General features: G+C 60.9%; 21 protein-coding genes. 14 read left to right on the top strand and 7 right to left on the bottom strand.

Annotated elements, in window-relative coordinates; all coding sequences use genetic code 11:
• Positions 1 to 63: 63 nt before the first annotated feature.
• Together GA0061102_RS09200 and GA0061102_RS09195 are read right to left on the bottom strand one after the other, a co-directional pair.
• Positions 64 to 684, bottom strand: coding sequence for a class GN sortase (locus GA0061102_RS09200; RefSeq protein ID WP_092846139.1), 621 nt, complete (start codon positions 682 to 684; stop codon positions 64 to 66).
• Positions 681 to 2,945 (bottom strand): marine proteobacterial sortase target protein, encoded by a 2,265-nt coding sequence (locus tag GA0061102_RS09195; RefSeq protein WP_092846137.1) that lies wholly within the window; start codon positions 2,943 to 2,945, stop codon positions 681 to 683. Before GA0061102_RS09195 ends, GA0061102_RS09200 begins: the two co-directional genes overlap by 4 nt.
• A gap of 170 nt (positions 2,946 to 3,115) precedes the next feature.
• On the opposite strand from GA0061102_RS09195, the gene GA0061102_RS09190 reads away from it, so the two are divergent.
• From GA0061102_RS09190 to GA0061102_RS09150, 9 genes are all read left to right on the top strand, one after another.
• On the top strand, positions 3,116 to 3,883 hold the full coding sequence (locus GA0061102_RS09190) for a helix-turn-helix domain-containing protein (protein ID WP_092846135.1): 768 nt from the start codon (positions 3,116 to 3,118) through the stop codon (positions 3,881 to 3,883).
• A 380-nt stretch (positions 3,884 to 4,263) separates the two neighbouring features.
• Positions 4,264 to 5,898, top strand: a complete 1,635-nt coding sequence (locus GA0061102_RS09185; RefSeq protein ID WP_092846133.1) for a TIGR04028 family ABC transporter substrate-binding protein — start codon at positions 4,264 to 4,266, stop codon at positions 5,896 to 5,898.
• Between the two features lie 60 nt (positions 5,899 to 5,958).
• Positions 5,959 to 6,900: an ABC transporter permease gene (locus GA0061102_RS09180; protein WP_092846131.1), complete on the top strand. Its 942-nt coding sequence runs from the start codon at positions 5,959 to 5,961 to the stop codon at positions 6,898 to 6,900.
• Positions 6,900 to 7,811, top strand: a complete 912-nt coding sequence (locus tag GA0061102_RS09175) for an ABC transporter permease (RefSeq protein ID WP_208858626.1) — start codon at positions 6,900 to 6,902, stop codon at positions 7,809 to 7,811. The genes GA0061102_RS09180 and GA0061102_RS09175 overlap by 1 nt, the downstream gene beginning before the upstream one ends.
• Positions 7,808 to 9,493, top strand: a complete 1,686-nt coding sequence (locus GA0061102_RS09170) for a dipeptide ABC transporter ATP-binding protein (RefSeq protein WP_092846129.1) — start codon at positions 7,808 to 7,810, stop codon at positions 9,491 to 9,493. Before GA0061102_RS09175 ends, GA0061102_RS09170 begins: the two co-directional genes overlap by 4 nt.
• Positions 9,494 to 9,497: 4 nt before the next feature.
• Positions 9,498 to 10,547 (top strand): putative FMN-dependent luciferase-like monooxygenase, encoded by a 1,050-nt coding sequence (locus tag GA0061102_RS09165; protein ID WP_092846127.1) that lies wholly within the window; start codon positions 9,498 to 9,500, stop codon positions 10,545 to 10,547.
• A gap of 30 nt (positions 10,548 to 10,577) precedes the next feature.
• Entirely contained in the window at positions 10,578 to 11,201 is a 624-nt protein-coding gene (locus GA0061102_RS09160; protein ID WP_092846125.1) for a CMD domain protein, read from the top strand.
• A 19-nt stretch (positions 11,202 to 11,220) separates the two neighbouring features.
• Positions 11,221 to 11,823: an alkylhydroperoxidase domain protein gene (locus tag GA0061102_RS09155; RefSeq protein ID WP_092846123.1), complete on the top strand. Its 603-nt coding sequence runs from the start codon at positions 11,221 to 11,223 to the stop codon at positions 11,821 to 11,823.
• 26 nt (positions 11,824 to 11,849) lie between these two features.
• Positions 11,850 to 12,323 (top strand): hypothetical protein, encoded by a 474-nt coding sequence (locus GA0061102_RS09150; protein WP_092846121.1) that lies wholly within the window; start codon positions 11,850 to 11,852, stop codon positions 12,321 to 12,323.
• Position 12,324: 1 nt separating this feature from the next.
• On the opposite strand, the gene GA0061102_RS09145 is transcribed toward GA0061102_RS09150, so the two are convergent.
• Positions 12,325 to 13,011: an ROK family protein gene (locus tag GA0061102_RS09145; protein ID WP_092846119.1), complete on the bottom strand. Its 687-nt coding sequence runs from the start codon at positions 13,009 to 13,011 to the stop codon at positions 12,325 to 12,327.
• Between the two features lie 73 nt (positions 13,012 to 13,084).
• A complete protein-coding gene (locus tag GA0061102_RS09140) occupies positions 13,085 to 15,505 on the bottom strand; it encodes a glucan 1,4-alpha-glucosidase (protein WP_092846117.1) in 2,421 nt (806 codons plus the stop codon).
• A 212-nt stretch (positions 15,506 to 15,717) separates the two neighbouring features.
• Between GA0061102_RS09140 and GA0061102_RS33865 the strand changes: the two genes are divergently transcribed.
• From GA0061102_RS33865 to GA0061102_RS09130, 3 genes are all read left to right on the top strand, one after another.
• On the top strand, positions 15,718 to 15,954 hold the full coding sequence (locus GA0061102_RS33865; RefSeq protein WP_208858625.1) for an alpha/beta hydrolase fold domain-containing protein: 237 nt from the start codon (positions 15,718 to 15,720) through the stop codon (positions 15,952 to 15,954).
• The gene (locus GA0061102_RS33860) at positions 15,951 to 16,217 is read left to right on the top strand and encodes an alpha/beta hydrolase (protein ID WP_208858624.1); all 267 of its coding nucleotides are present in this window, start codon (positions 15,951 to 15,953) and stop codon (positions 16,215 to 16,217) included. The genes GA0061102_RS33865 and GA0061102_RS33860 overlap by 4 nt, the downstream gene beginning before the upstream one ends.
• Before the next feature lie 277 nt (positions 16,218 to 16,494).
• The gene (locus GA0061102_RS09130; RefSeq protein WP_092846115.1) at positions 16,495 to 17,454 is read left to right on the top strand and encodes a GlxA family transcriptional regulator; all 960 of its coding nucleotides are present in this window, start codon (positions 16,495 to 16,497) and stop codon (positions 17,452 to 17,454) included.
• A 52-nt stretch (positions 17,455 to 17,506) separates the two neighbouring features.
• Here GA0061102_RS09130 and GA0061102_RS09125 read toward each other — a convergent pair whose 3' ends face one another.
• The 3 genes from GA0061102_RS09125 to GA0061102_RS09120 all read right to left on the bottom strand — a co-directional run bounded on the left by GA0061102_RS09125 (position 17,507) and on the right by GA0061102_RS09120 (position 19,899).
• Positions 17,507 to 18,157 (bottom strand): HD domain-containing protein, encoded by a 651-nt coding sequence (locus tag GA0061102_RS09125; RefSeq protein ID WP_092846113.1) that lies wholly within the window; start codon positions 18,155 to 18,157, stop codon positions 17,507 to 17,509.
• Positions 18,158 to 18,167: 10 nt separating this feature from the next.
• Positions 18,168 to 18,311, bottom strand: coding sequence for a hypothetical protein (locus tag GA0061102_RS32910; protein WP_159432151.1), 144 nt, complete (start codon positions 18,309 to 18,311; stop codon positions 18,168 to 18,170).
• Between the two features lie 244 nt (positions 18,312 to 18,555).
• On the bottom strand, positions 18,556 to 19,899 hold the full coding sequence (locus tag GA0061102_RS09120) for an amidase family protein (protein ID WP_092846111.1): 1,344 nt from the start codon (positions 19,897 to 19,899) through the stop codon (positions 18,556 to 18,558).
• Positions 19,900 to 20,326: 427 nt separating this feature from the next.
• Between GA0061102_RS09120 and GA0061102_RS09115 the strand changes: the two genes are divergently transcribed.
• Positions 20,327 to 22,150, top strand: coding sequence for a ShlB/FhaC/HecB family hemolysin secretion/activation protein (locus GA0061102_RS09115; protein ID WP_245297952.1), 1,824 nt, complete (start codon positions 20,327 to 20,329; stop codon positions 22,148 to 22,150).
• 167 nt (positions 22,151 to 22,317) lie between these two features.
• On the top strand, positions 22,318 to 22,851 hold the full coding sequence (locus GA0061102_RS09110) for an invasion associated locus B family protein (RefSeq protein ID WP_092846109.1): 534 nt from the start codon (positions 22,318 to 22,320) through the stop codon (positions 22,849 to 22,851).
• Positions 22,852 to 22,914 lie beyond the last annotated feature (63 nt).

The raw sequence follows: 22,914 nt of genomic DNA, 5'->3' as shown, positions 1-22,914 counted from the left end.
TTGGACATTCCGAACCACCTTCAAACCGTTCTCATCGGCGGCAGGTAATTGGCTCGCGCTTTGTCACAGCGCGACGCTTTCGTCGAGATCGGCGTAGACCAGATAGCGAAGCGGACCCGATGTCACGGCATCGAAGGGAAAGCACGTCGCCAGAACGAGGTGAACGCCGCGCGCGTTCGGATCGATCTCGGCCTCGTCCCAGCGCGCTACGGCCATGTGTGTTACGCGGAACATAACGGATCGGCCATCGCGGCGCGTGATGCGGATCTGGTCGTTTTCCTTGATATCTTTGAGGAAAGCGAAGTGCGTATCGCGGTGCGCGGCATAGACTGCCGTACCTTCCTCGCCCGCCTGTGGTGTATTGTCGAGATGTCCCGGACCGAAGGCGAGCGCCTGGCCGCTTGCGCCCTTGAGCGCTACGGCGGAAACGCCAAGGCGCGGAACCTCGATGCGCGCCACCGGCCAGGTATCGGCCCAGCTCCAGGGCTTGACCGGCAAACCAGTCGTCATGCTTTGTGCGAAGGCTCGCTCCAATAGAACCTGCGCAACGGCCGCTTTGGCATAAATCCATCCTCCCTGTGCGGCGACGAATAGACCGATCGCAATCAAAATGCCGGCGGCGGCGATGAGAAGGGAGCGCGCCGGCGCGCTCCCCGTGGTTTGGATGCGATCGGCGGCGATCATGGCTTGCTACTCCGCGATGCGCAGGCCAGAAGCGATGCCCCGAGCAAGAGAGCAAGCAATCCCTGAAGAATGAAGAGCTGCCCAGGTGTTGCAGTCTGCGGCAGGGGAAGGTTCGGCGCAGGCGGTGCGGAGATTGGCTCGACCTGCATCTCCGCGTCGCCGTCGACACCTTGAGACCTATCGCCCGTCTGATGCCGCTTGCCGTCTACCTTTGGGTCGCGAGTGGCGCCGACGCCAAGGAGCGTCTTGTAATCCCAGCCGGCGGGCAGCTGCAGGGGAATGTCAGCTTCAGTCAGCGGCGCGTTTGCAGGGCGCGGGCGCTTGGCATCGACGGCGACAAGACTGGTCAGGCGCGTGACCAGATGGTGATCGAGCGCCAGTTGAAGAATGCGCTTGTCCGCTTCCGTCTGCGTGATCTTGCCCAGGGTGTGATTGACCTCGGCATCGTCGATCTGCCGGCGTGCCCAGATCTTGGAGATGCCTCTGGCATTGCTTGCCTGATCGAGCGGCAGCGAGATCGTCCACGGCCGGTCGCCGATCATTCCGCTGACGGTCAGGGTGCCGGCGGCTTTGCCCATGCGGGCAGCCAGGACCAGCGGTTCGCCATGATAGAGGTCGGGCAGGAGGTTGGGCGACAGGCTGACGTTCTTTTCCGAAAAGACAGCCGCGACATCGGTGACGGCTGGATTTTCCAGCTTGTCGAAGAGGGTGCGCATGCGTTCGTTCACTTCGGCAACCGAACCGATATGGGTGAAGCTGCCGCGGCCGAGCTCGGCGGCACGGCTCATCAGATAGGTGTTTGGCGCCGAACCGATACCGACCATGAAGATGCGCGAGCGTCCGCGTGACCTTGCGATTGCATCGAGAAGCTGCTGCTCATTGTTGACTTCGCCGTCGGTGAGGAAAACGACCTGACGCAGTCCATTGGCCTGATGGCTGTCGTCGAGCGCTGCGTTGAGCGGCGGCAGCATTTCCGTTCCACCGGCAGCCTCCAGGCCGGTGACGAAGCGGCGGGCCGAGGCGATATTGTCAGCCGTTGCCAAGACCGAATCCGGGAAGAATTTGGTCATGGTGTTGTCGAAGCGAATAACATTGAAGCGATCGCTCGGCTCGAGCCGGGAAAGAGCATAATCGAGACTCGCCCTTGCCTGTTGGATCGACGTGCCGCCCATGGAGCCGGAATTGTCGATGACGAAGACGATTTCGCGATCGGCCTTTTGCGGCGTCGCCACTGCCGGCGGCGTCACATAGGCAAGCACGTAGTCATCCTTGCCGACATGCTCGCGGAACAGGCCGACGCTTGGCACATTGCTGGCGACTGCGTTCCATTCGAACACAAAGTCGCGGTCGGCCGTCGCGTCACCGTCCAGAACGATCCGCCGTGCGCTGTCGTTCAACCTGTCAATCTTGACCGTGTGATAAAGACTTTTGATATCGTCGAGCGGAAAGCCGGCATTGAGATTGACCTTCAGCGTTACAGGGTTGGTGCGATCACTGCCCGGCGCCATCAGGGGGGCGGAGACGGGCTTGTCGCCGGCCTTCCGAGACTTGCGGTCCTGGGTTCGTCCCCAGCCGGCCTTCAGGTCGGCTTGCTGCGTGATCGGCGATGCACCCTGCGGGCTGTAGCGCGGTGCGACGACCAACGGAACTCGCAGGGAAAAGCGGCCATCCGCCAGGCGTACCGCCTGCTGATATTCGATCTGCACGACGATCTTTTCATGCGGGCCTATATTGGCGACCGCATTGGTGAAGACATTCGGTCGCTGCTGCTCCACCAGAGTGGCTCTCTTCCCCTGTTTGCGAGCTTGCTCGTAGATGGCGCGCGCGGCCTGCTTCTCCTTGATGTCGGCGACAATGACCCGGTTGCCGACGATCATCTTCAGGGAATAGACGGCGCTGTCTTCCGGCAGAGGGAAAACATAGAGAGCTTCGACCCATTTGTCGGTCGAGTTCTCGAAGGCTTGGGTGAGAACCGCTCGTGCCGTCGGGCCGTTGACGTCGATGTCGACATCGGTCGCAAGGCGTGGGGCCTCGATATATCTGCCCTCCTGTGTCGTCTGCAGGAGAAGGCTGCCGGCGCCCATCTCGTTCGGCGTGACGAAGGCTGCCGGCTGGGCGTGCGATTCCAGGGGGTGAAGCAGCGCGAAAATGACGGCAAGCACCGGTAGCAGGATCGCGTTGCTGAACCATAGTAACAGGCCGAATCTTGTGAGGACGGTTCGCCGGTGTTGGTGGCGTGAGATGCTTGGCGAGGCGGACATGACAGGCTCCTTTATTCGTTGGAGAATGACTGAAGCCATTGTCAACAAAGGCTATTTTCTCGCCAGCGTAAGCTTTGCCCTGTTTCGTCCGCATCTTGCCGCAAACGGTCTTGTCGCTGGCGGGTATGTGTGGAATTGTGAAGAGAATTACGCAATCAGGAAACGAGTGCATGGTTCAGGGCGACCCGTATCTATCCGATCATCAGAATACTGCGGTGGCAGAGCTGGTTCGCGAAGAGATTGCTCGGCGGCGCATTTCCCGGCAGCGTCTCGCCAATGATGCGCGCATCAGCCTTTCGACGCTGGAGAAGGCTCTTTCCGGACATCGCCCCTTCACGCTTGCGACCATCATTCGTCTGGAGCAGGCGATGGGGGTTGTCCTGCGCGAAGCGGGAGGGGCGCAATCGACGCCGGTCAACGACAGGCCCGGTCATGCCCCGGAAGAACTGGGCGCCTATTCCCGCGCTTCGGTTTCATGGCTTGAGGGCGCCTATCTGACGCTTCGGCCATCCTTCGGGGATCCGAAGGCGATTTTTGCCTATTGCACGGAGATCGCCTGGAATGGAGAAAGCACGCGCCTGAATTTTATGGAACGCGAGCGCAGCGACGCCTCGTTTTCACAACAGGGTTCGGTATCGGTTCCGCATCTGTCGGGGCATATCTATCTCGTGACGAATTCATCCGGGCAATATCGGATGACGATTTTGTCCCGTCCCAGCATTACCGGTGAGATGTTCGGTCTGCTGACGACGTTGCGCGCCGGGCAGGGTTCGCACCTCACACCGGTCTCGACGCCACTGGCCCTGTTGCCGATCACGAGCTTCGAGAAGCCCTCCTATGGGCGCGTTACGGCCAACGACGAAAACCACGCAGCCTATTCTTCGATCCTCAGCAAGGCGATTGCGGAGAACTATGCCGGATTTGTTGGATTGGGCTGAACCGCCACGTTTCTCGTTTGGGGCGGCTAGCCGGGCGGGCAAGGCTGTGGCGGTGTTCGGGTGCGAGGAAAGGTGCTCATATACCGGGCAAAGAGCATGCCGCCCGTTCCGCCCGTCGGGATGATGTCCTTTAATGGCAGGCCGGCGGCGTCCCCTTGGTCTGACCGTCATAACTCGAGGGTGCTGCGCTGCCCATCGAACGGCGAGGCGATCGCACCCGTCATCAGGCCGACGAGACAGCAAGTTGCAGATGAACGGAAACTTGGCGGATGTTATTTCAACGGTCTTGCGAAAAATAGAAGACTAATTCCATGGACTATATTGGATTAGTCAAATGCCTCCTATACCCTCGGTGAGCATTCAGTTTTCGAGGGATTTCAATGACGATCGCAGCCAATTTCAAGGCATTTACTCTGGCTGCCGGCCTATCGTTGCTTGCTTCATCGGTCGCATTCGCCGCCGATGAGGGCAAGCCCGTACAGGGCGGCACGCTGATTTACCTGGAGCAGCAGGCCCATACCAATCTTTATCCGCCGGCCGGCGGCTTCTACCCGAACGGCGGCATTCTGAACCAGATCACCGACAAGCTGACATATCAGAACCCGAAGACGCTGCAGATCGAGCCCTGGATTGCCGAATCCTGGACGGTCAACGACAAGGCCACGGAATACACCTTCAAGATCCGCAGGGGCGTGACCTTCTCCGACGGAACACCTGTTGATGCCAACGCCGTTGCCAAGAATTACGACACGTTCGGCCTCGGCAACAAGGAGCTTAAGCAGCCGGCCTCCGAGGTGATCAACAATTACGATCACAGCGAGGTCGTCGATCCCCATACCGTCAAGTTCTACTTCAAGAAGCCGTCGCCCGGCTTCCTTCAGGGGACGTCGGTGATCGGTTCCGGCCTCGTCTCGCTGAAGACGCTCGCTTTGTCTTTTGACCAGCTGGGCGATGCGACGAAAATCATCGGCTCCGGCCCCTTTGTCGTCGAGAGCGAGACGCTCGGCAAGCAGCTCTCGCTGAAGGTACGTTCCGACTACATTTGGGGTCCGGCCAAGTTCGAGCATCAGGGCCGCGCCTATCTCGACGGCATCAAGTACATCATCACCGGCGAAGACAGCGTACGTATCGGCGCGCTGCTTTCGGGGCAGGCCGATTTCATTCGCCAGCTTCAGGCCTATGACGAAAAGCAGGTGAGCGATCAGAGTTTTGCGATCTATGCCGCGCCGACGCGCGGGGTGAACGACAGCGTTGCCTTCCGGCCGGATAACCCGCTTGTCGCCGATCTCAAGGTGCGTCAGGCGCTGCTGCATGCGACTGACAGCAAGGAGATCGTCGACACGCTGTTTTCGGTGAATTATCCGCAGGCAAAGTCGGTGATTTCGTCGGCGGCGGCCGGGTACGACGATCTGTCTTCGAAGCTCACCCACGATCAGGCGCTTGCCGAAAGGCTGCTCGATGAGGCCGGCTGGAAGAAGGGTACGGGCGGTGTACGCCAGAAGGACGGCAAGCCGTTGTCGCTCGCCGTTTATGAATCTCTGCCGCAGCCGCAGAACAAGGCGGTCTTGCAGCTTGTCGCCCAGCAATGGGCCAAGATCGGCGTCAAGCTTCAGGTGCTTGCCGGCACCTCCGGAAATCTGGTCACCGACAATGTTGATCCGGCAAAGACGCCGCTGGTTGTCGCCGAAGTAGGCCGCGCCGATCCCGACGTCATCAAGAGCCAGTTCTATCCGAAGAACCGCGACGCGCTTCTCCAGAAGGGTGGTCTCAATGCCAAGGCAACCTTCTCGGACGACAAGTTGAACGGCCTTCTGGAAGCCATCGCTTCGGAGACGGATCGCGACAAGCGCTTGGCGGCGGCAAAGGCTGCCCAGGATTATCTGCTTGATGCCGCCTACGTCATTCCCTTCTTCGAGGAGCCGCAGGTTTTTGCGGGAGCTGCCTACGTCAAGGGCGTGGCCTTCGAAGCTGTCGGCCGGCCCTCCTTCTACAGCGTCTGGCTTGCCGCGCACTGAGCATCTCCTGCAGCCCGTCCGTAGGCCGGGCTGCATTTTCATAACGACAGGCCATTCGCCATGACGAAATACATCTTAACGAGGATCGGACAGGCCCTGCTTGTTCTTTGGGCCGCCTTCACCGTTTCGTTCGTGCTGCTGCAATCGATGCCGGGCGATGCGATCCTCATCAAGTTCCAGAGCCCCGATTACGGGCTGAGCCCGGAGCAGCTTGCCGATATCAGAGCCGCCTATGGGGCCGATGGATCGGTGCTGCAGCAATATATCCATACGGTATGGAGCTTCCTGTCCGGCAATTTCGGCTATTCGCTGCAGGCAGGTGTCGCCGTGAGCTCGCAGCTTGCCGTCAGCCTGCCGTCGACCTTGCTTCTCGCCGGCTTCAGCTTCCTGCTTGCCGCGATCCTCGCCGTCGTCATCGCCATCCTGGCCAATCTATCCGGTTTTGGCTGGTTGCGTGGTTTCATGCAGTCGCTGCCATCGCTGTTCATATCCGTGCCGACCTTCTGGCTCGGCATCATGTTCATCCAGATCTTCTCGTTTCGGCTGCGGCTGGTGCCGGTCATCGATCCCGGTCCGTGGCAGGGGTTGGTCCTGCCGATCCTGACGGTTGCCATTCCGATTTCGGCGCCACTCGCGCAGATCATTTTGCGAAACATCGATGAGGTCTTGACGCGTCCCTTCATTTCGGTGGCTCGTGCCAAGGGCGCTTCGCACGGACAGGTCCTCTGGCGCCACGTCGCCAAGAATACGCTGCTTCCGGTGCTGACGGTTGCGGGCCTCCTGTTCGGCGAGCTGATCGCCGGGGCGGTCGTTACCGAAACGGTGTTCGGGCTGAACGGCATCGGCAATCTGACGAAACATGCGGTCGATGCACAGGACGTCGCTGTGCTGCAGGCGATCGTCGTGATTTCGGCGGCCGCCTTCGTCACGATCAACCTGATCGTCGACCTGCTCTATCCGATCCTCGATCCGCGCCTCAAAGCAAGGCTTGGAGCCAACTGATGTCGAATTTCTATACAGCGGATCTCCATCGCCCGCTCGAACATGCCGATGCTCCGGAAAGCCTGTCGGCGCAGCCGGCCCGCGAAGACGGCAGGCCGCTTGCGCGCCGCTTTTCGCTTCCTTTCCGGCCGAGCTTGCTTCTTGCCATATTCATATTGACCGTGGCCGTCCTGTGGGCGCTTTTTCCCGGCGTCTTTACGAGCTACAACCCGGTGGAAGGGTTGCCCGGCCAGCACCTGAAGGCGCCAAACGCCGCTCATATTCTCGGCACGGACGCGCTCGGCCGTGATCTTTACGCCCGCATCGTCTATGGCTCGATCCACTCTCTGTCGGGAGCGCTTGCCGCTGTCGGCATCGCGCTCGTCGTCGGTACGGTGCTGGGCGTACTGGCGGGATCGCTCGGCGGACGGATCGAAACGGTGATCATGCGCATCGTCGATGTGATGCTGTCGATCCCCGACCTGTTGCTGTCGCTCAGCATCATCGTTCTCCTTGGTTTCGGGACCGTCAATGCCGCGATCGCTGTCGGTTGCACGTTGATTGCCAAGTTTGCGCGCCTGGTTCGCTCGGAAGTCGTCACGGTTCGGCGAAGCGACTATGTCGAGGCTGCATTCGGCAGCGGCGGCACGTTTGTCCGCGTGCTGTGGCGCCATATTCTTCCGAACTCGCTGACGTCAGTGATCGCCTTCGCCGCACTCCAATCCGGCTGGGCCATCCTCCAGCTGTCGACACTCGGATTTCTTGGCTATGGGGCGCCGCCGCCAACGCCGGAATGGGGGCTCTTGATCGCGGAAGGGCGCAATTACATCGCAACCGCCTGGTGGCTGACGACGGCGCCTGGCCTCGTCGTCGTGCTCGTGGTGATCTCGATCAATCGTATCAGCCGTTCGATCGCGGAGATTGGCAGATGAGCCATAAGACATCCGACAAAACAAATGAGTCTGCCGTGCCGGTGCTGGATGTTTCCGGCCTGAAGATCGCCTATCGCGATCGCAGCGGCTCTCGCACGGCGGTTCATGGCATCGACTTCACCGTGAATGCCGGCGAGGTCGTTGCGCTGGTCGGTGAATCCGGTTCAGGCAAGAGCTCGACGGCTCAAGCCATCATTGGCTTGCTGCCGCAGAACGGCCATCTCGAGGGCGGTCGGATCAGGCTCAATGGCCAGGATATTGCCGGCTGGCCGCAAAAGCGGCTCGATGCGATCCGCGGTTCCGTCATCAGCCTGGTGCCGCAGGACCCCGGCAATTCCCTCAATCCCGTCAGGACGATCGGCGAGCAGGTTGCCGAAGTTCTGGTCATTCATCGCAGGGCGCCTCGCGTCGCTGCCTATCTGCAGGCTATCGAGCTGCTGGATCGTGTCGGCCTCAGCCACCCTGAGCTTCGTGCGCGCCAATATCCGCATGAACTCTCGGGCGGAATGCGGCAGCGCGTGCTGATCGCCATCGCCATTGCCCTCAAGCCGTCGCTGATCATCGCCGACGAGCCGACCAGCGCGCTTGACGTGACTGTGCAGAGGCACATCCTCGACCTGATCGACGATCTCAGACGTGAATATGGGGCAGCCGTTCTGCTGGTCACGCACGATCTCGGCGTCGCAGCCGATCGCTCCGACAGGCTCGTTGTCCTGCAGAATGGCCGTATTCAGGAGCAGGGGCCGACCGCCGAGCTTCTGAAGAACCCGCAAAGCGCCTATACGCGTCGGCTGCTGGCCGATGCACCTTCGCTGAATGTCGCTCAATCACATTCTCCCGCGAATTCCGTCGAGGCGAAGGCCGGGCGGGGCGATGACATCGTCGTGGTCGAAGGGCTGGTGCAGGAGTTCGGCATCGGCGGCAAGGATGGCGGCCTAAAGGCGGTCGATGATTTATCTTTTCGCGTCAAGTGCGGCACGACCCATGCGATCGTCGGAGAGTCCGGTTCCGGCAAGACGACGACCATTCGCATCGTTTCCGCATTCCAGCGCCCGACGGCCGGAAGGGTCATTATCGACGGGCTTGATCTGGCGTCGTTGCGCGGCGAAACATTGCGGCTCTTCCGCAAGAAGATCCAGCTCGTTTATCAAAATCCTTTCGGCTCGCTTGATCCACGCCAGACGATTTCCGCAATTGTCGAAGAGCCGTTGTTGAACTTCGACCCGCTGCCGAGGGCGCAGCGATTGGAAAAGGTCGCGGCCGTCATCGAGAAGGTCGGCTTGCCGGCGGATGTCTTGCAGCGGCGGCCGCATGCGCTTTCCGGCGGTCAGCGTCAGCGTGTCGCCATCGCCCGCGCGCTGGTGCTGGATCCGCAGATCCTGGTGCTGGACGAAGCGGTCTCCGCGCTCGACGTGACGGTTCAGGCGCAGATCCTTTCACTGCTCGATGGTCTTCAGCGCGAGCTTGGTCTGACCTATCTCTTCGTTTCGCACGATCTCGCCGTGGTGCGTCAGATCGCCGACACGGTCTCGGTTCTTCACAACGGTAAGCTGGTCGAAGACGGCCTTGTAGAAGAGGTCTTCGGCAATCCTCGTAGCGACTATACCCGCGAGCTGATCGAGGCCATTCCCGGCAAGAAATACTCGATCGCTCTTCACCAGCCCCAAAGCAATGCAGGATAATGTCATGAGCACGCCAGTTTCTCCCAAACGACTGGGCTTTTTCAGCCGCGTCCTCGATCAGGCTGATGCTGCCGAGCGCTATCGGCTCGTGAGCGAGCAGATCATTCATGCGGAAGCGCAGGGCTTTGACAGTGCCTGGGTGGCGCAGCATCACTTCAATGGCGAAGAGGGCGGTCTACCGGCGCCGCTGGTTTTCCTGGCCGGTCTTGCCTCGCGCACGTCGCGCATCCGGTTGGGGACGGGCGTCATCACGCTGCCGATGGAAAATCCCGTCCGCGTTGCGGAAGACACCGCCGTGCTCGACCTTCTGCTGCAAGGGCGTCTGGAGGTCGGCTTTGGCACGGGTGGCACGCCACAGGCATTTCTCCCCTTTGGAATCGAAAGCGCTGATCGCGGGCCGATCTACGGCAAGTATCTGACGCTCATTCGCGATGCGTGGGCCGGGCAGGAGCTTGCCGGTGGCAACCATCTCTATCCGGTTGCGCCGCATCTCATAGACAGGGTTTGGCAGGCAACCTTTTCCGTCGGCGGCGGCGAGCGGGCTGGCAAAGATGGTGACGGCCTGATGCTGTCTCGCACGCAGCCGCGCCCGGACGAGACGCCGGATGCCGAGCTTTGGGATCTGCAAAATCCCATTATCGATGCCTATTTCGCGGCTCTGCCGAAGGGTCGAGCACCGCGGATACTGGGATCACGCAGCCTCTTCGTCGCCGATGATCGCAAGGAAGCGCTTCGCCTTGCCGATATCGGCCTGCGCCGGAGTGCCGAGCGCTTTGCCGCCAGCGGTTTCAAGGTTCGCGGCGAAACGACGGCTGATCTCATCAAGGCATTCGATGTGCATGTCGGCACGCCCGAGGATGTTATCGCCTCCTTGCGTGCAGATACTGCCCTTGAACGCGTCACGGATCTGGTCTTCCAGGTGCATTCCATCGATCCGCCGCACGATTACATCCTTCGCTCCCTCGAGCTGATTTCGCAGAAGGTTGCGCCCGCCCTCGGCTGGTTGCCGCAGATATTCGCCAACAAAGGTCCGCAACTTGCGGCCTCCGCGTGAAACACGAACCAATAAAGAGAAGGTATATCCATGACCTCGTCGACAACTGACGTCATCGATCTGCTGGCAGGCATCCGCGAGGGATCCTCGCTACATGCCTTGAGAACGGCAAGGCCGCAAACGCGGGATAATGCTCAAAAGAGCTACGAAGCTCTCTTCGAGCCTGCCCATGAGGGCGATGTAAGTCGCAGCGAACGCTTTGCTCTGGCATCGTTCGTCGCCGGTCTGCATGTGGCTGATAATGTGAGCCGGTTTTATCTGGCTGCGTTGGAGAAGGCGGAAAGCTCGCGCGCGCTGATCGATGCCGTCAAGGCGGAAGCGGATGGTGGCCGCACTGTCGGCCCCTATGGGCACTATCCTGCGGGACCGCTTTCTGCAGAGGATCGTGAGGGGCTTGTCTACCATGTGTCGGAAGCGACGCGCTTGGCTCTCGGCAGCAAACTCTCCGCAGCATTCGAACATGCCCATCTTCTCGTCTATCGCCCACGCGAAGCGAGTGCTGAGGCGTTGCAGCGGCTTTTGAATGCCGGCTGGACGACGACGGGCGTCGTGACGCTATCGCAAATCGTTGCCTTTCTTTCGTTCCAAATTCGGGTGGTCGCCGGTCTGAGCGCATTGAGCACCGCCAGCATCGAGCAGGCTGTTTCGGCCTAATTGTAGAAGGATAGTTCTTATGACCGACACCGTCATTCATCCCGCCATCGAAGACCGGCCCAATGTTTTCACCCAGAAGGAAATCGGCTGGACACCCTGGCTGAGCCCGCTTCCCGAGGAAGAACTGACCGAGCGTCACTGGCGAGGGCTCGTCGATGCGTCGCGCGCCAAGTCGCCCTACTTCATGCTTCTGGCCCGCGATCCGGAGATTCTCGAGGCGCGGACGAAAACCGACAAGGATATCTTCTACAGTGTCGAGGCCGGGCTGCCGCGCGCCGAACGCGAGCTTGCCGCAACCGCCGCGTCACGCACCAACGGCTGCATATTCTGCGCTTCCGTTCATTCCCGCTTTGCCTCGCATCATTCGAAGCGCAGCGACGATGTCCAGCGTCTGCTCGATGAGGGCACCGGCACGGATCTCGGCAGTCGCTGGAATGCGATCGTATCGTCTTCCGTCGCGCTGACGGAGACGCCGTCTAAATTCGGAGTGGAAGAGATCGGAAAGCTGCGGGACGAAGGCTTGAGCGATCTGGAGATCGCCGACGTCATCCATGGGGCCGCCTTCTTCAACTGGGCGAACCGGCTCATGCTGTCGCTCGGCGAGCCGCTGCCGGCCCAATGAGCCGGTTACGTTCGCCTGAAATGCCGGTGTGCAAGTTCGAACTTGTCGGCAGCCTCGTGCAGCCGAAGTCTCCGATCCATATGACGCATATCTGGATCGCGGAAACCGAACAGCCGATCCATTGGGTTTCCGAACACATCCACGATTATGACGAGATCCTGATCTGGACCGGCAGCGACCTCGACAATCCGCGCGATCTGGGCGCGGAAATCTATATCGACATCGAGGGGGAATGCCGTACGATCACCAGCTTCGGCTCGATCTTCATCCCCCGCTGGCGTCAAGCCTTGCCCGCTTGGCATCAACCGTGTTTGGCGGCCTATCACGTTCCCTGCTTCGTCGCTGGCGTCGACCTACAGGCGAAAGTCCAATCAACATCAGTTATGGGCTTTCCGTCGGCGGTAGGCCCGCCGACGGGACTTTCCCCCGGCGTGTTATCTGAATCAAAAATAGCTGGCGGGCCGGGATGGGCCGTCGAGGGCCGCCTTTTCCGTTACTGACCTAGAACCGCAAGTCTTCGTCTTTCCAAAGGCGAAAGCCACCGAGAAAAGCATTCTCGTTGTCGCCGGCGCGGCAGCCATCGGGGAGCTTTTCCAGCTTGTCGACATTGCCTCCGCCAATGACAATTTCATGCGGCAGCAGCGCCGCCTGCAATTTGTCGACGACCTTCTCGACCGACTTGCGCCATTTCTTCTTGCCATATTTTTCGAGGCCACGTTCACCGACGTAATCCTCGAACGTGCCATCCTTCTTGTAGGGCAGGTGTGCAAGTTCCATGGGCAAGCAGACGTGATGGACGATCATTGTCGAACCCAGCCCGGTGCCAAGCCCCAGAAACAGCATATTGCCGCCCTTATAGCTGCCGATCGCCTGCATCACGGCATCATTAACGAGCCTGACCGGCTTGCCGAAGGCGGCTGAAAAATCGAAGTCCTTCCAGCCGGGTCCCAGATTGTGCGGCTCCACCGCCGGCTTGTTGTCCATGACCGGGCCGGGATATCCCATGCCGATGACGTCATACTGCCAGTCGGCGGTAAGCTCCTTGACTGTCTCGCCCATCTTCTGCGCCGACATCGTCATGCCGGACGGAGCCGCTCGCCGCTCGCCGCCCGAACTCAGACGCGCTTTGACGCGCGAGCCGCCAAGATCGATCGCCATTACGACGAGATCCTTCCGCGCGGTGGACATCGACTGCTTAGGAGATTTAGGTTTTACGTTCACGATGCGTCTCCCCTCCAGAAAGGTCTGCTGCCGATGGCGCCTACTCGCCGTCGGTCACTGTTACCGCGAAGTCCACGCCCTCCCAATGGTCGGTATCAGGCCAATAGAAGGTGAAGGCGATGACAGTGCCCTTGGGCAGCCGCTCCGTCGCAAGCTCCACGACGTCGATGCCGAAGCCGTTCTGGCGGGTTTCGACGTCGCTTTCGCTTTCCCAGCCATCGGAGCTCCAGCGAACGATCGCTTTCGCCATTACTTCGATCCTTAGGCGCTTGCCCGCGGGAACCTGCAATGTCTTGTTGTTAAAACGCCAAAGCAGGAAGGGCGCTGTGGTCTTGTTTTTGACATAGCGTTCGACGCCCTGCGGGGGCATGTCGAAAACGGCATTGTCTCGCAGCGAACGCAGCAGTTTGATGTGCTCGGCATGCGCCCAGACGAGCGGCATCGCACTGCCGGAGGGCTCGCCGAAAACTAGGCCGCGTTCGGGCATATCGGGCTGATCCCAGACCTGTTCCGGCAACAGCCCGCCTGGTCCGGCCGATCCCTCAAGGGCTCCAAGCAACATGTTGGCCATGTTCGGCCTTCCGGCAGCGAGTTCATAATGGGCTCGTTCGCCGGCGAGCAGTGGCCACGGCCGGCCGATGCCGGTGCCGTCGAACGGCCCGCCATCGGCCTGTTCGCCATAGCCGTCACCCGTATAGCGATACCAGAGCGGGCCTTGCGGCAGCTCGCATTTGAGCTGTGCGTCGATAACCCTAACCGTGTCGACGATGCGTGGATCATTGGCGGCCCGCAGTCCGAACCGAACCAGAGCCAGGGCATCCGGGCTGACGACGCGGGCCGTCGGCAGATATGAGTCGGCAGGCGGGCGGTTCTTGATCGGCACGAAGCCATCGGCCGGTGAAGCGCCGTCGGCGATGTCGGGCGGTGCGATGCGCACATAATAGCCTTTCACACCAAGATCGGCGGTGGCGGCATCGGCGTCGACATAGGTCCAGCGCTCGACCTGATCGTTCCAGGCATCGGCCGTCTGCCTGAGGTAATCGGCGTTGTGATCGTGACCGGCAATTTCCAGAATATCGGCGGCGGCAAGCAGTGCGGCGATCTCCACGGCGAGGGTGAAGGGAGAAAAGCCTCCGTCCTCCTCCCAGCGGTCCTCACCCGTTACCGGGCCGTTGACGACCACATAGCACGCCGCTCTCTCGACCATCGAAACATAGGCTAGGAGCGCATCGCCGGTGAGCGCTCCCTCACGGCGCAGCGCGTCGGCGAGCAGGATCGGAAAGGCGCATTCGTCCATCTGTATGCCGGTCCAGTAAGGCTCGCCATCGAGCCAGGCGTTCTGCGGCCAGTGTCCGTCCGCCTCCTGGATCGCACGAAGATAGGCAAGAATGCGCAGCGCATCCTGTGGAGCGCCTGCTGCCAGGAAGCCGCCGGCGGTCTCGACAAGATCGCGCGGCCAGACCAGATGATAGCCTCCAAGATCCTCATCACCCTTGGCAAACCCCCAGGGAATGGATAGCGAGGCGACTGCCGGTCCTTCGAAGGACAGAGGCCGGTGCGTTGCCAGCACGGCGGTCGATATCCGGTAGCGATTGAGTTCGGGTGGCGGGGCTCTCGGTTCGTCCAGCGGCAATAGCGTACTCTGCCATGCCTGCCAGTCTCTGATATAACTGCGCTCCGCCTCCTCATAACCCGCCTGCAGGCTGGCAAGCGCGTTGTAACCTGCCTCCTGGGGACGGTTACCGAAGCCGAGCGAGAGAAGAACGGTGTCGCTGCCGGACGCCAGATCGATTTCGCCCGTCAGTGCGACATTACCGTTGGCGGCATGACAGACTTGCGGATCCAACTGGCCGGCATCCTGCAACTGGCGCCAGCCGTCGGAAATGCCGACATGGCCAGCGGATGCTGTCCGCCATCCGCCGCTGACTGCAAGCGCCAGCGAAACGCCATGCGATCCCGTGGCAAACAGCATCGGCGTGCCCTTGTAATCTCCTACCCAGCCGGTATTGCCACGGCCGGCGTTGACCAGATGTGGAGCGGCAAGCATGTGGAGCCGATAGTCGTGAACAGACCCTTGCAGGGCTTCGAACGATATTTGCTGAAGCAAGCTGTTGCGCACTGGGTCAACGATGATGCGCTTGACGATGCGGTAGCGTCCGTCGAGTGCGGTATTGATGAGCCGATAGGCCGGAACGCCATCTTCGATTGTCGTGACGACGCTTTCGGTATCGCGCTTTTCTTCGGAGAAGTAGCCGTCCGGACCGGTGACGATCAGGCCGATGTCGCGCGTGCAGGCGCAGTCGACACGCGGAAAATAGACTTCGTTGAGGATGCCGTGGCTTAGCGTGAACCAGATGCGGCACGCCGGCGAGAGTGCCGTGCCAACGCCGCTTTTCGCGCTGGATGTCCAACGCGGAGAGATACCCCCCGCACCAAAGTCCGAATTATCGTCCCGTGTCATGCGTCCATCTCCGTTGTCGTTGCAATCTGCCCCGACAAAGTTGCTTCGGCAAGTGTTGCCTGCGGCGATGCTGATATTACGCGTCAACGGTGTTCAAGGGCGCGGACGCCCCATTGATTTATGTAGCTGGCATAGGACTTCGAGGCCGCTTTCCCATCGGTGCAATCCAATAAAGCCGGTAGCCAAGCCGGCAGAATAATATGTTATTAAACATGTTAGGTAACTGCGGCAGGCAAGGCGGTACGGGCGGCGGGCTGGCCGCTGCTCTGGCATTGCTCGCCCGCGATCGCAAGCAGGTTCCCGTTGCTTTTCAGCATCTCGCCTATCCGATGCTCGACGATCGCACCTGCGGTGCCGCCGACCCACATCCCTATACCGGCGAATTCGTCTGGACGGCAAAGATGAACCGCTTCGGATGGACGTCTCTTCTGGGTCATGCCCCGGGATGAATGAGATTTCGCCCCATGCATCACCGGCCCTCGCCAGCGATTTGGCAGGGCTTCCACCCTGCTTCATGATGTCCGGTACGCTGGATCTCTTCCTTGAGGAGGATCTGGAATATGCGCGACGCCTTATCCGGGCGGGAGTGCCGACCGAGTTGCATATCTACCCCGGAGCATTTCACGCTTTCGATTTCCAGAAGGATGCGGATGTGACGGGGCAATTCCGTGTGGACAGTCTGGCGGCTCTTCGCCGCTCACTCAAAATGTAGATACAGCTCGGATTAGGTTAGTTGTAGCTTACAAAATGTGAGGCGCCTGATCTATTCGAATATTGGCTTGCTCGTCAGGAAGCGGGAGAGCCGATCATGCCGTCCAGGCGGATCGTCCGCGGACAGATTTAGTGCCGCGTTCACCTGCCGGAGAGGGGTTCGTCAGCCTCCGGTTATCTAAAGCTTTGACCAGACATAGGCCGTTCCCTAGTATCCGCGGTCACCCGTGCCATCCCTATATCAATCGTTCGGCGGCGGCTGGCGTATGGAGTAGCGGATGCCCTCGGTCGCGATCTTGGTTTTTCCCAATGTTCAGGCACTCGATGTGTCAGGCCCGATGGATGTGTTTGAGGAAACGAATGCGTTCGTCTCCTCCGAGCGTCGTTACGACGTGACCTTGATAGGACCACCGGAGCTTTTCCGCGCATCCAACGGCATGCCGATGGCCGCGCATACGAGCTACGAGGCTGCGACCCGGAAATTCGATCTGGTTCTCGTTGCCGGCGGGCCGGCGCTTCCGAGTGAAGCGCCTGATGATGTAGTCTTGTCCTGCGTGCGGCGGCTGGCTGCGCTTGCGACTTGCTACGGTTCTATTTGCACGGGCGCGTTCATTCTCGGCCATGCTGGCCTTCTGGATGGAAAACATGTGACTACCCACTGGCAAAATGCCGATGCGCTGGCGCAGCAATTTCCTCTCGCCGAGGTCGATCGCGACCGAATTTACATTCGAGATGGCGCTCTGCTGACATCGGCGGGGGTCACGGCCGGGATTGACCTGGCTCTGGCTATCGTCAACGGGGATCACGGCAGCGCTGTCGCTCTGGCAGTCGCCAAGCGTCTTGTGGTGGTTGCCCAGCGGCAAGGCGGCCAGTCGCAGTTCAGCCCTTATATAGCCGCACCTCCGGACGATAGTTCTCCGCTCGCGCTCATCTATAGGTTCGTCATGTCGAACCTGAACGGAAAGCTGTCGGTCAGCGAGCTGGCGGACCATGCGGGCATGAGCAGACGCAACTTTGCGCGGTTCTTTCTGCAGGAGGCAAAGACGACGCCCGGCGATTTCGTGGAGCAGGCAAGGGTGGATGCGGCCAGGAACTTGCTGGAAGGAAGTCCTCTGGCGTTGAAGGAGATCGCCTACCAATGCGGCTTCGGAACGCCGCACCGCATGCGGCAGGTCTTCGCTAAGAGGCTCGGAGTGACACCCGGCCAATATCGGGCAAGCTTCAGAAGACCTTTATAGAAAATGGCGATCGGAGTGTTGCCTCCGACCGCCGTTCAGGACGCAGCTGTTCTCAGCTATCCCACTTCGAACCCATGATCATTTCTGCAAAGTCCACTCGCTTATAGGTCGGGTCCATGCGGGAAAGGACGTCGGCCTTGACGTTACCGAACGTCGTCTCCGGCTTCTTGATCGTGCCGTAGCAGAACGCAGACAGGATGCCATGCTTGAACCTGAGGCCGCGCGGATGGCAGTTGCAGACCTCATGTCGTTGTTCGGGCGTGAAGTCGTCATAGGCGAGGCCAAGCACATCCATCTCGACGCCTGCCGTAACAAGAGCGACTGTCGGCCTCTTGTGCTGGGGAATGCCGGGTGTCGTGTGGAGGGCGATGGAATCCCAGACGTCGTCGACGTCGCGTTCCGAGACATCATAGGCCTCGAGGAAGGTTCGTGCGGCGTTCGCCCCATCCACCTCGAAGCGCTCTGTCTCGCTGGCGTAGGAATCGATCAGGCCCATGTCGTGGAACATCGCTCCGATATAGAGAAGCTCCGGATCATATTTCAGGCCCCTGCGCTCGCCAGTCAGAGCGCCGAACAGGAAGACGCGGCGAGAGTGGTGATAGAGCAGGTCTGTTTCGGTATCCCGGACCAGCTCGGTCGCGGCCTTTGCCATTGCGCTGTCGGGGATCGTGATACCTGCGATGATTTCTGAATTGCGGGACATTTTTCGGCTCCTATTCTGCGGCTTGTTCAAGGGGGATTTCCAGCGCCTTGGCGACACCGGCTCCTGCTGGATATGGAAGGACAAGCCTGGTAGGGCGCGTGAAGTTGTCAACGACGGGTGCTCCCGCCGCAGTGGTCAGTTTGCGGTCAGTCATGTTCGTCTCCAATTGAATTGGCTGTAGACGGACCGGTCTTCTCGTCAGTCAAACGAGCGCGTTACCGACCCATCGGGACCGGCTCGATAGTCGTGGAATGAGGGTCGGCATTCAAACGGACAGGGGGTTTGAATGGTGCCAACAAGGGTTCGAATGCGGCCAACCCTATGACGGCCGCATCTCGGCTGGAAACTCCCCACATCTCCGCATGGCGCGCGCGATTTGGCGGCGCACGCCCCCGGGTTTATTGGACAAGCAGGGCCTCGACCTTGCACGCGATCGCAAGCAATGCGCGGTCGGCAAGGCGTTTTCCATCGATCATCAGCGCGACGGGCAGACCGTCTCTATCCAATCCTGCGGGGATCGAGATCGAAGGTGCCCCCGTCAAGGTTGCGAGTACCGCATGGCTAGTGACTGTCGGGAATGTCGGGATGGAACCCGCGTCTGTTTGCATACGCGAGTCTTCCCCGATCCTTGGAGGCTGGACAGGAACCGTGGGCATGATGATCGCATCGAGGCGCCGGTCATGGAAGAGTTGCTCATAGGTGTTGCGCAGCGACGCCAAGCCGCTCCCGCGTGCGTATAGAAAGGCCTCGCTGGTCTTGGCGGCAAGCGCCGGAAGCCGCTCGAAAATGGTGCGGACATCGGGACTGCCGATGGTGGCGGTGAATTCGGCCAGGGTCTTTCCGAGCTTCTTGGCGCAGAAGTCCGTCCAGAACTCCAAAGCCTCGTTGAACACGATTGGTCCACCGATGCGTGCATCGACATCTTCGAATTCCGGAGAGGAGATCGGAACGAGGCTGATTTCGCCGGAACGAGCAAGTTTGCTCAAGGCGCCGGCGATCGCCTCGTCGACGCTCTGAGACAATCCACGCTTGTCCCAGAGTACACCGAAGCGCAAAGGCCGGTCCGGCAGTTCCGGGAGGAGATGTTCGCCGGAAATGATCGCGTCGATCTCGGCCAGATCAGTGCAGTTTGCAGCCATCGGCCCGACCGTGTCGCGGGTCGGCGAAAGGATCAGAGCTCCTCCTGCCGGGTATCGCCCGGTCGAAGGCCGCAATCCGGCCACGGAGCAAAAGGCGGCTGGGATGCGGGAGGAACCTCCCGTGTCGGATCCGAGCGCGAAGGGCACGACACCGCGGGCGATGGCCGCGCCGCTACCGCCGGAGGAGCCGCCTGCGCAGCGTTCCGGATCGAACGGATTGCGGACAGGGCCGTAGACAGCGTTATTCGACGTGATGCCGAATGCGAGCTCGTGAAGGTTGAGCTTGATCGGAACATAGCCGCCGGCGGAACGAAGCGCTGCGACGGCGGCCGCATCGTCGGTCGCCAGATTCCTGGCGAGCCCGGGGCAAGCACCGGTGGTCGCATAGCCCGCCACGTCGATATTGTCCTTCACCCCGAAGGCGATGCCGGCAAGTGGCCCGCTTTCAGATGCGGGGAGGGCGGTGGCGTCCGTTTGAATGATGGCGTTGTCGTGATTGTCGGCGGCGCGCGCCATAACGATTTCGCGCAGGGCACCGGGACCATGCTGCGCAACGATGGAGCGGGCGTCGCTGAGAGACATGGGGGAAAAAACGACACTCATGCAGCAAACCTCCCCTTTGAAAGCATATGGTGTTCATAGGTTAGCCACTCAATCTATCAATGAGGCGAGAAGTCAATGCCGATCAAATTACAGGTTGTAATTTGATCGCAGAACACGGCCGGTAACTCCCGATTTCGGTGTCGATATTGATGGCCATCCTTCACTATACCTGTGCGGGTGTCCCCTGGACTTGAGATCATGCAAGAGAAAATCTGGAAGTGTCAGAAATGGACGGAGACAGGAGGCGAGAATCTGCATAGCGTCCGCCACAATCGTGTTCGAGACCGGGTACGTGATCGCTTGAACATGGGAACGAGTGATGATGCGGCCTGAGGCCGAAGGGGCGAGGACGATCGGCTTGGCGTGGCGGCGCTGGCCGATCTGTCGGACGTTTAGATCGAAATAGACGACTGAGGGATTGGGGAACGTGCCTTTCGGTAAATGGAAATTGCGCTCGCAGCGCGCAGCGCTCGGTGCTGCTGCGGCGGTTGCCCTTTCATCGGTCATGATCGGCTCGGCGTTTGCGCAGACGGCCTCGCAGGTGACGCCGCAGAGCTTTGAGCCGCAATTGCAGAAGCAGAGCAGCGGTATCGTCATTCCCGAAGCCTCCGGCCCGGTGGCGCCCAAGGGGGCGGAGAAGCTGACGGTGCGCCTGAAGACCGTCAAGGTCGAGGGCGGTCTTCCGGGCTTTGCCGAGGACGAGGCGCGCGTGGCGAACAGCCTGAGCGGCCGCCGCGTGACGGCGGCGGCGCTGTTCGAGGCGGCCGGCGAGCTGGAGCGCGCCTATGCCGCCAAGGGATATGGCCTGGTGCGTGTGGTGCTGCCGGCGCAGCGCCTGGTCGATGGCGCAGTGCTGCGCATCGTCGTCATCAACGGTTTCGTCGAAAGCATCGACACCTCGCATCTTCCCGGCAATATCCGCGAGCGCATTGCCAGAATGCTGGCGCCGCTGGTGGGCGAGAAGGGGATGTCCAGCGACGAGATCGAGCGGCGGCTGCTGCTGGCCGGCGACCTGCCGGGCACGGTGCTGCGCTCGACGCTGTCGCGCGGCACGCAGGCCGGCGGCAGCGTGCTGACCATCGAGGCGCGCTACAAGCCGGTCACCGGCTTCATCTCGGGCGACAACAATTCCACCAATGCGCTCGGCCGTTACAACACCGGCGTCGGTCTCGACTTCAATTCCGTGTTCGGCTTCGGCGAACTCTTCTATCTGAGAGCCTCGGGTGCGCCGCGTTTCGGCGGTGACGAGGGCTATTTCACCGGCGCACCGCGCAACCGGTCGCTGGCCGGCGGCGTGACGCTGCCGATCGGCCTCGACGGGCTGACGCTGAACCTGGAGGCTACCGCCTCGCGCACGACGCCGGAGGCTGGCCTGTTCGGGCTGCAGTTCATGTCGGATTTCACCCGCTATTCGGCACGGCTTTCCTATCCGCTGATCCGCTCGCGGGAGTTCACCCTCAATCTCAATGGCGGCTTCGATGCGCAGAACGAAGAGCTGCAGCTGCTCAATGGCGGCGGCATCGCCCTGTCGAAGGATCGGCTGCGCATCCTGCGCACGGGGGCGGATCTGTCCTGGTATGTATCGGGCGATGCGCTCGTCAGCGCCGGTGTTACCGGCTCCTTCGGCATCAACGGGCTCGGCGCGCGCAGTGCGGCCGACGCCAATGCCAGCGGTACGCCCTTGTCGCGGCAGGGGGCGGATGCCGATTTCCAGAAGGTCGAAGTCAACCTCGGTTATCGCCAGCCGGTCGCCGAGCATCTGGTCTTCGATCTCCGCGCGAAGGCGCAGACATCCTTCGGCCAGCCGCTGCTCAATTCCGAGCAGATCGGCCTTGTCTCCTCCTCGGGCCTGTCGAGCTTCCCGACCGGCTCGATGCAGGGTGACGCCGGCTTCGTGCTGCGCGCCGAGGCGCAGTTCCCGTTCACCACCAGCTTCACTCTGCCGTTCGGCTGGCCGGAATTGCCGGCGCAGCAGGGAACGAACCTTGCCGATGGAACGAGCACGGCCGGGGCCGTGGTGGTCTCGCCTTACCTGTTCGGCGCCTATGGCGGCGTCAAGCTCTACCAGCCGACGGCGCTGGAGAGCGGCTTTTCGCGCGGCGCGGCCTATGGCCTCGGCCTGCGGCTGGCGGCGGCCGAACAGACGAGCTTCAACAGCATGAACGTCAACCTCGAATATGGCCGCGTCGAGCGCTTCGGCGACGGCTCCAACGACAATCGATTTACAGTTGCTGCTGCATTCCAGTTCTGAGACGACGACGTGGCCCACTACCCGCATCCGCATGATGCTCCCCAGCAGGATCCTGCTATCGGCGCAGCCGACCTCGATGGAGCGAGCCATGCTGCGGACCTGGTGCAGTCATTTCAGAATGTCTCTCAAGTATATGCGAACTTGCGACCACAAGGATATTTTTGATCATGATTCCATTCCATTACTCTTCGCTGGCTGGTGCCTTGTTTGCCGTCGGCATGCTGGCGGCCCAGTCGGTAAGCGCGGCCTCCCTTCCAGGCGGCGCCAGTTCGCTCGTCGAGACCTATGACGACTGGGGCGTGGTCTGCCAGATACAGAACAATGCGCCGGCCTGTGTCGTCCGGCAGGTCCAGACAAACAACCAGACCAATCAGGCCGTGCTGACGGCCGAGATCGGCAAGGCGGCCGATGGCAAGTTCCAGGGCGTGCTGCTTCTGCCGCTCGGGCTCGCACTTGCGCCGGGCGCGCAGCTGAAGGTCGACGACAACTCCATCGGCTCACCGCTCCCGTTTTCGACTTGCGTGCCGCAAGGCTGCCTGGTGCCGCTGGTTTTGGAAGCTGACACGATCACCAAGCTCAGAGCTGGCAAGGCGCTCAATGTCACCGTTTCGGCAATAAATCCCTCGAAGCCGGTGACGTTCGCAGTCTCCCTTAAGGGCTTTTCCGGCGCCCTCAACCGTGTTGCGGAACTGACCAAGTAGTTGTGACCATCCACATGCCCTCTTCCCTCGCCACGCGGGCGCCCAGACGAGCATCCCGCATTT

The organism is Martinezella miluonensis (assembly GCF_900094545.1).
Classification (GTDB): domain Bacteria; phylum Pseudomonadota; class Alphaproteobacteria; order Rhizobiales; family Rhizobiaceae; genus Rhizobium; species Rhizobium miluonense.
The sequence above is the reverse complement of the archived record's forward strand: the minus strand, read 5'-3'. Positions and strand labels throughout refer to the sequence as shown.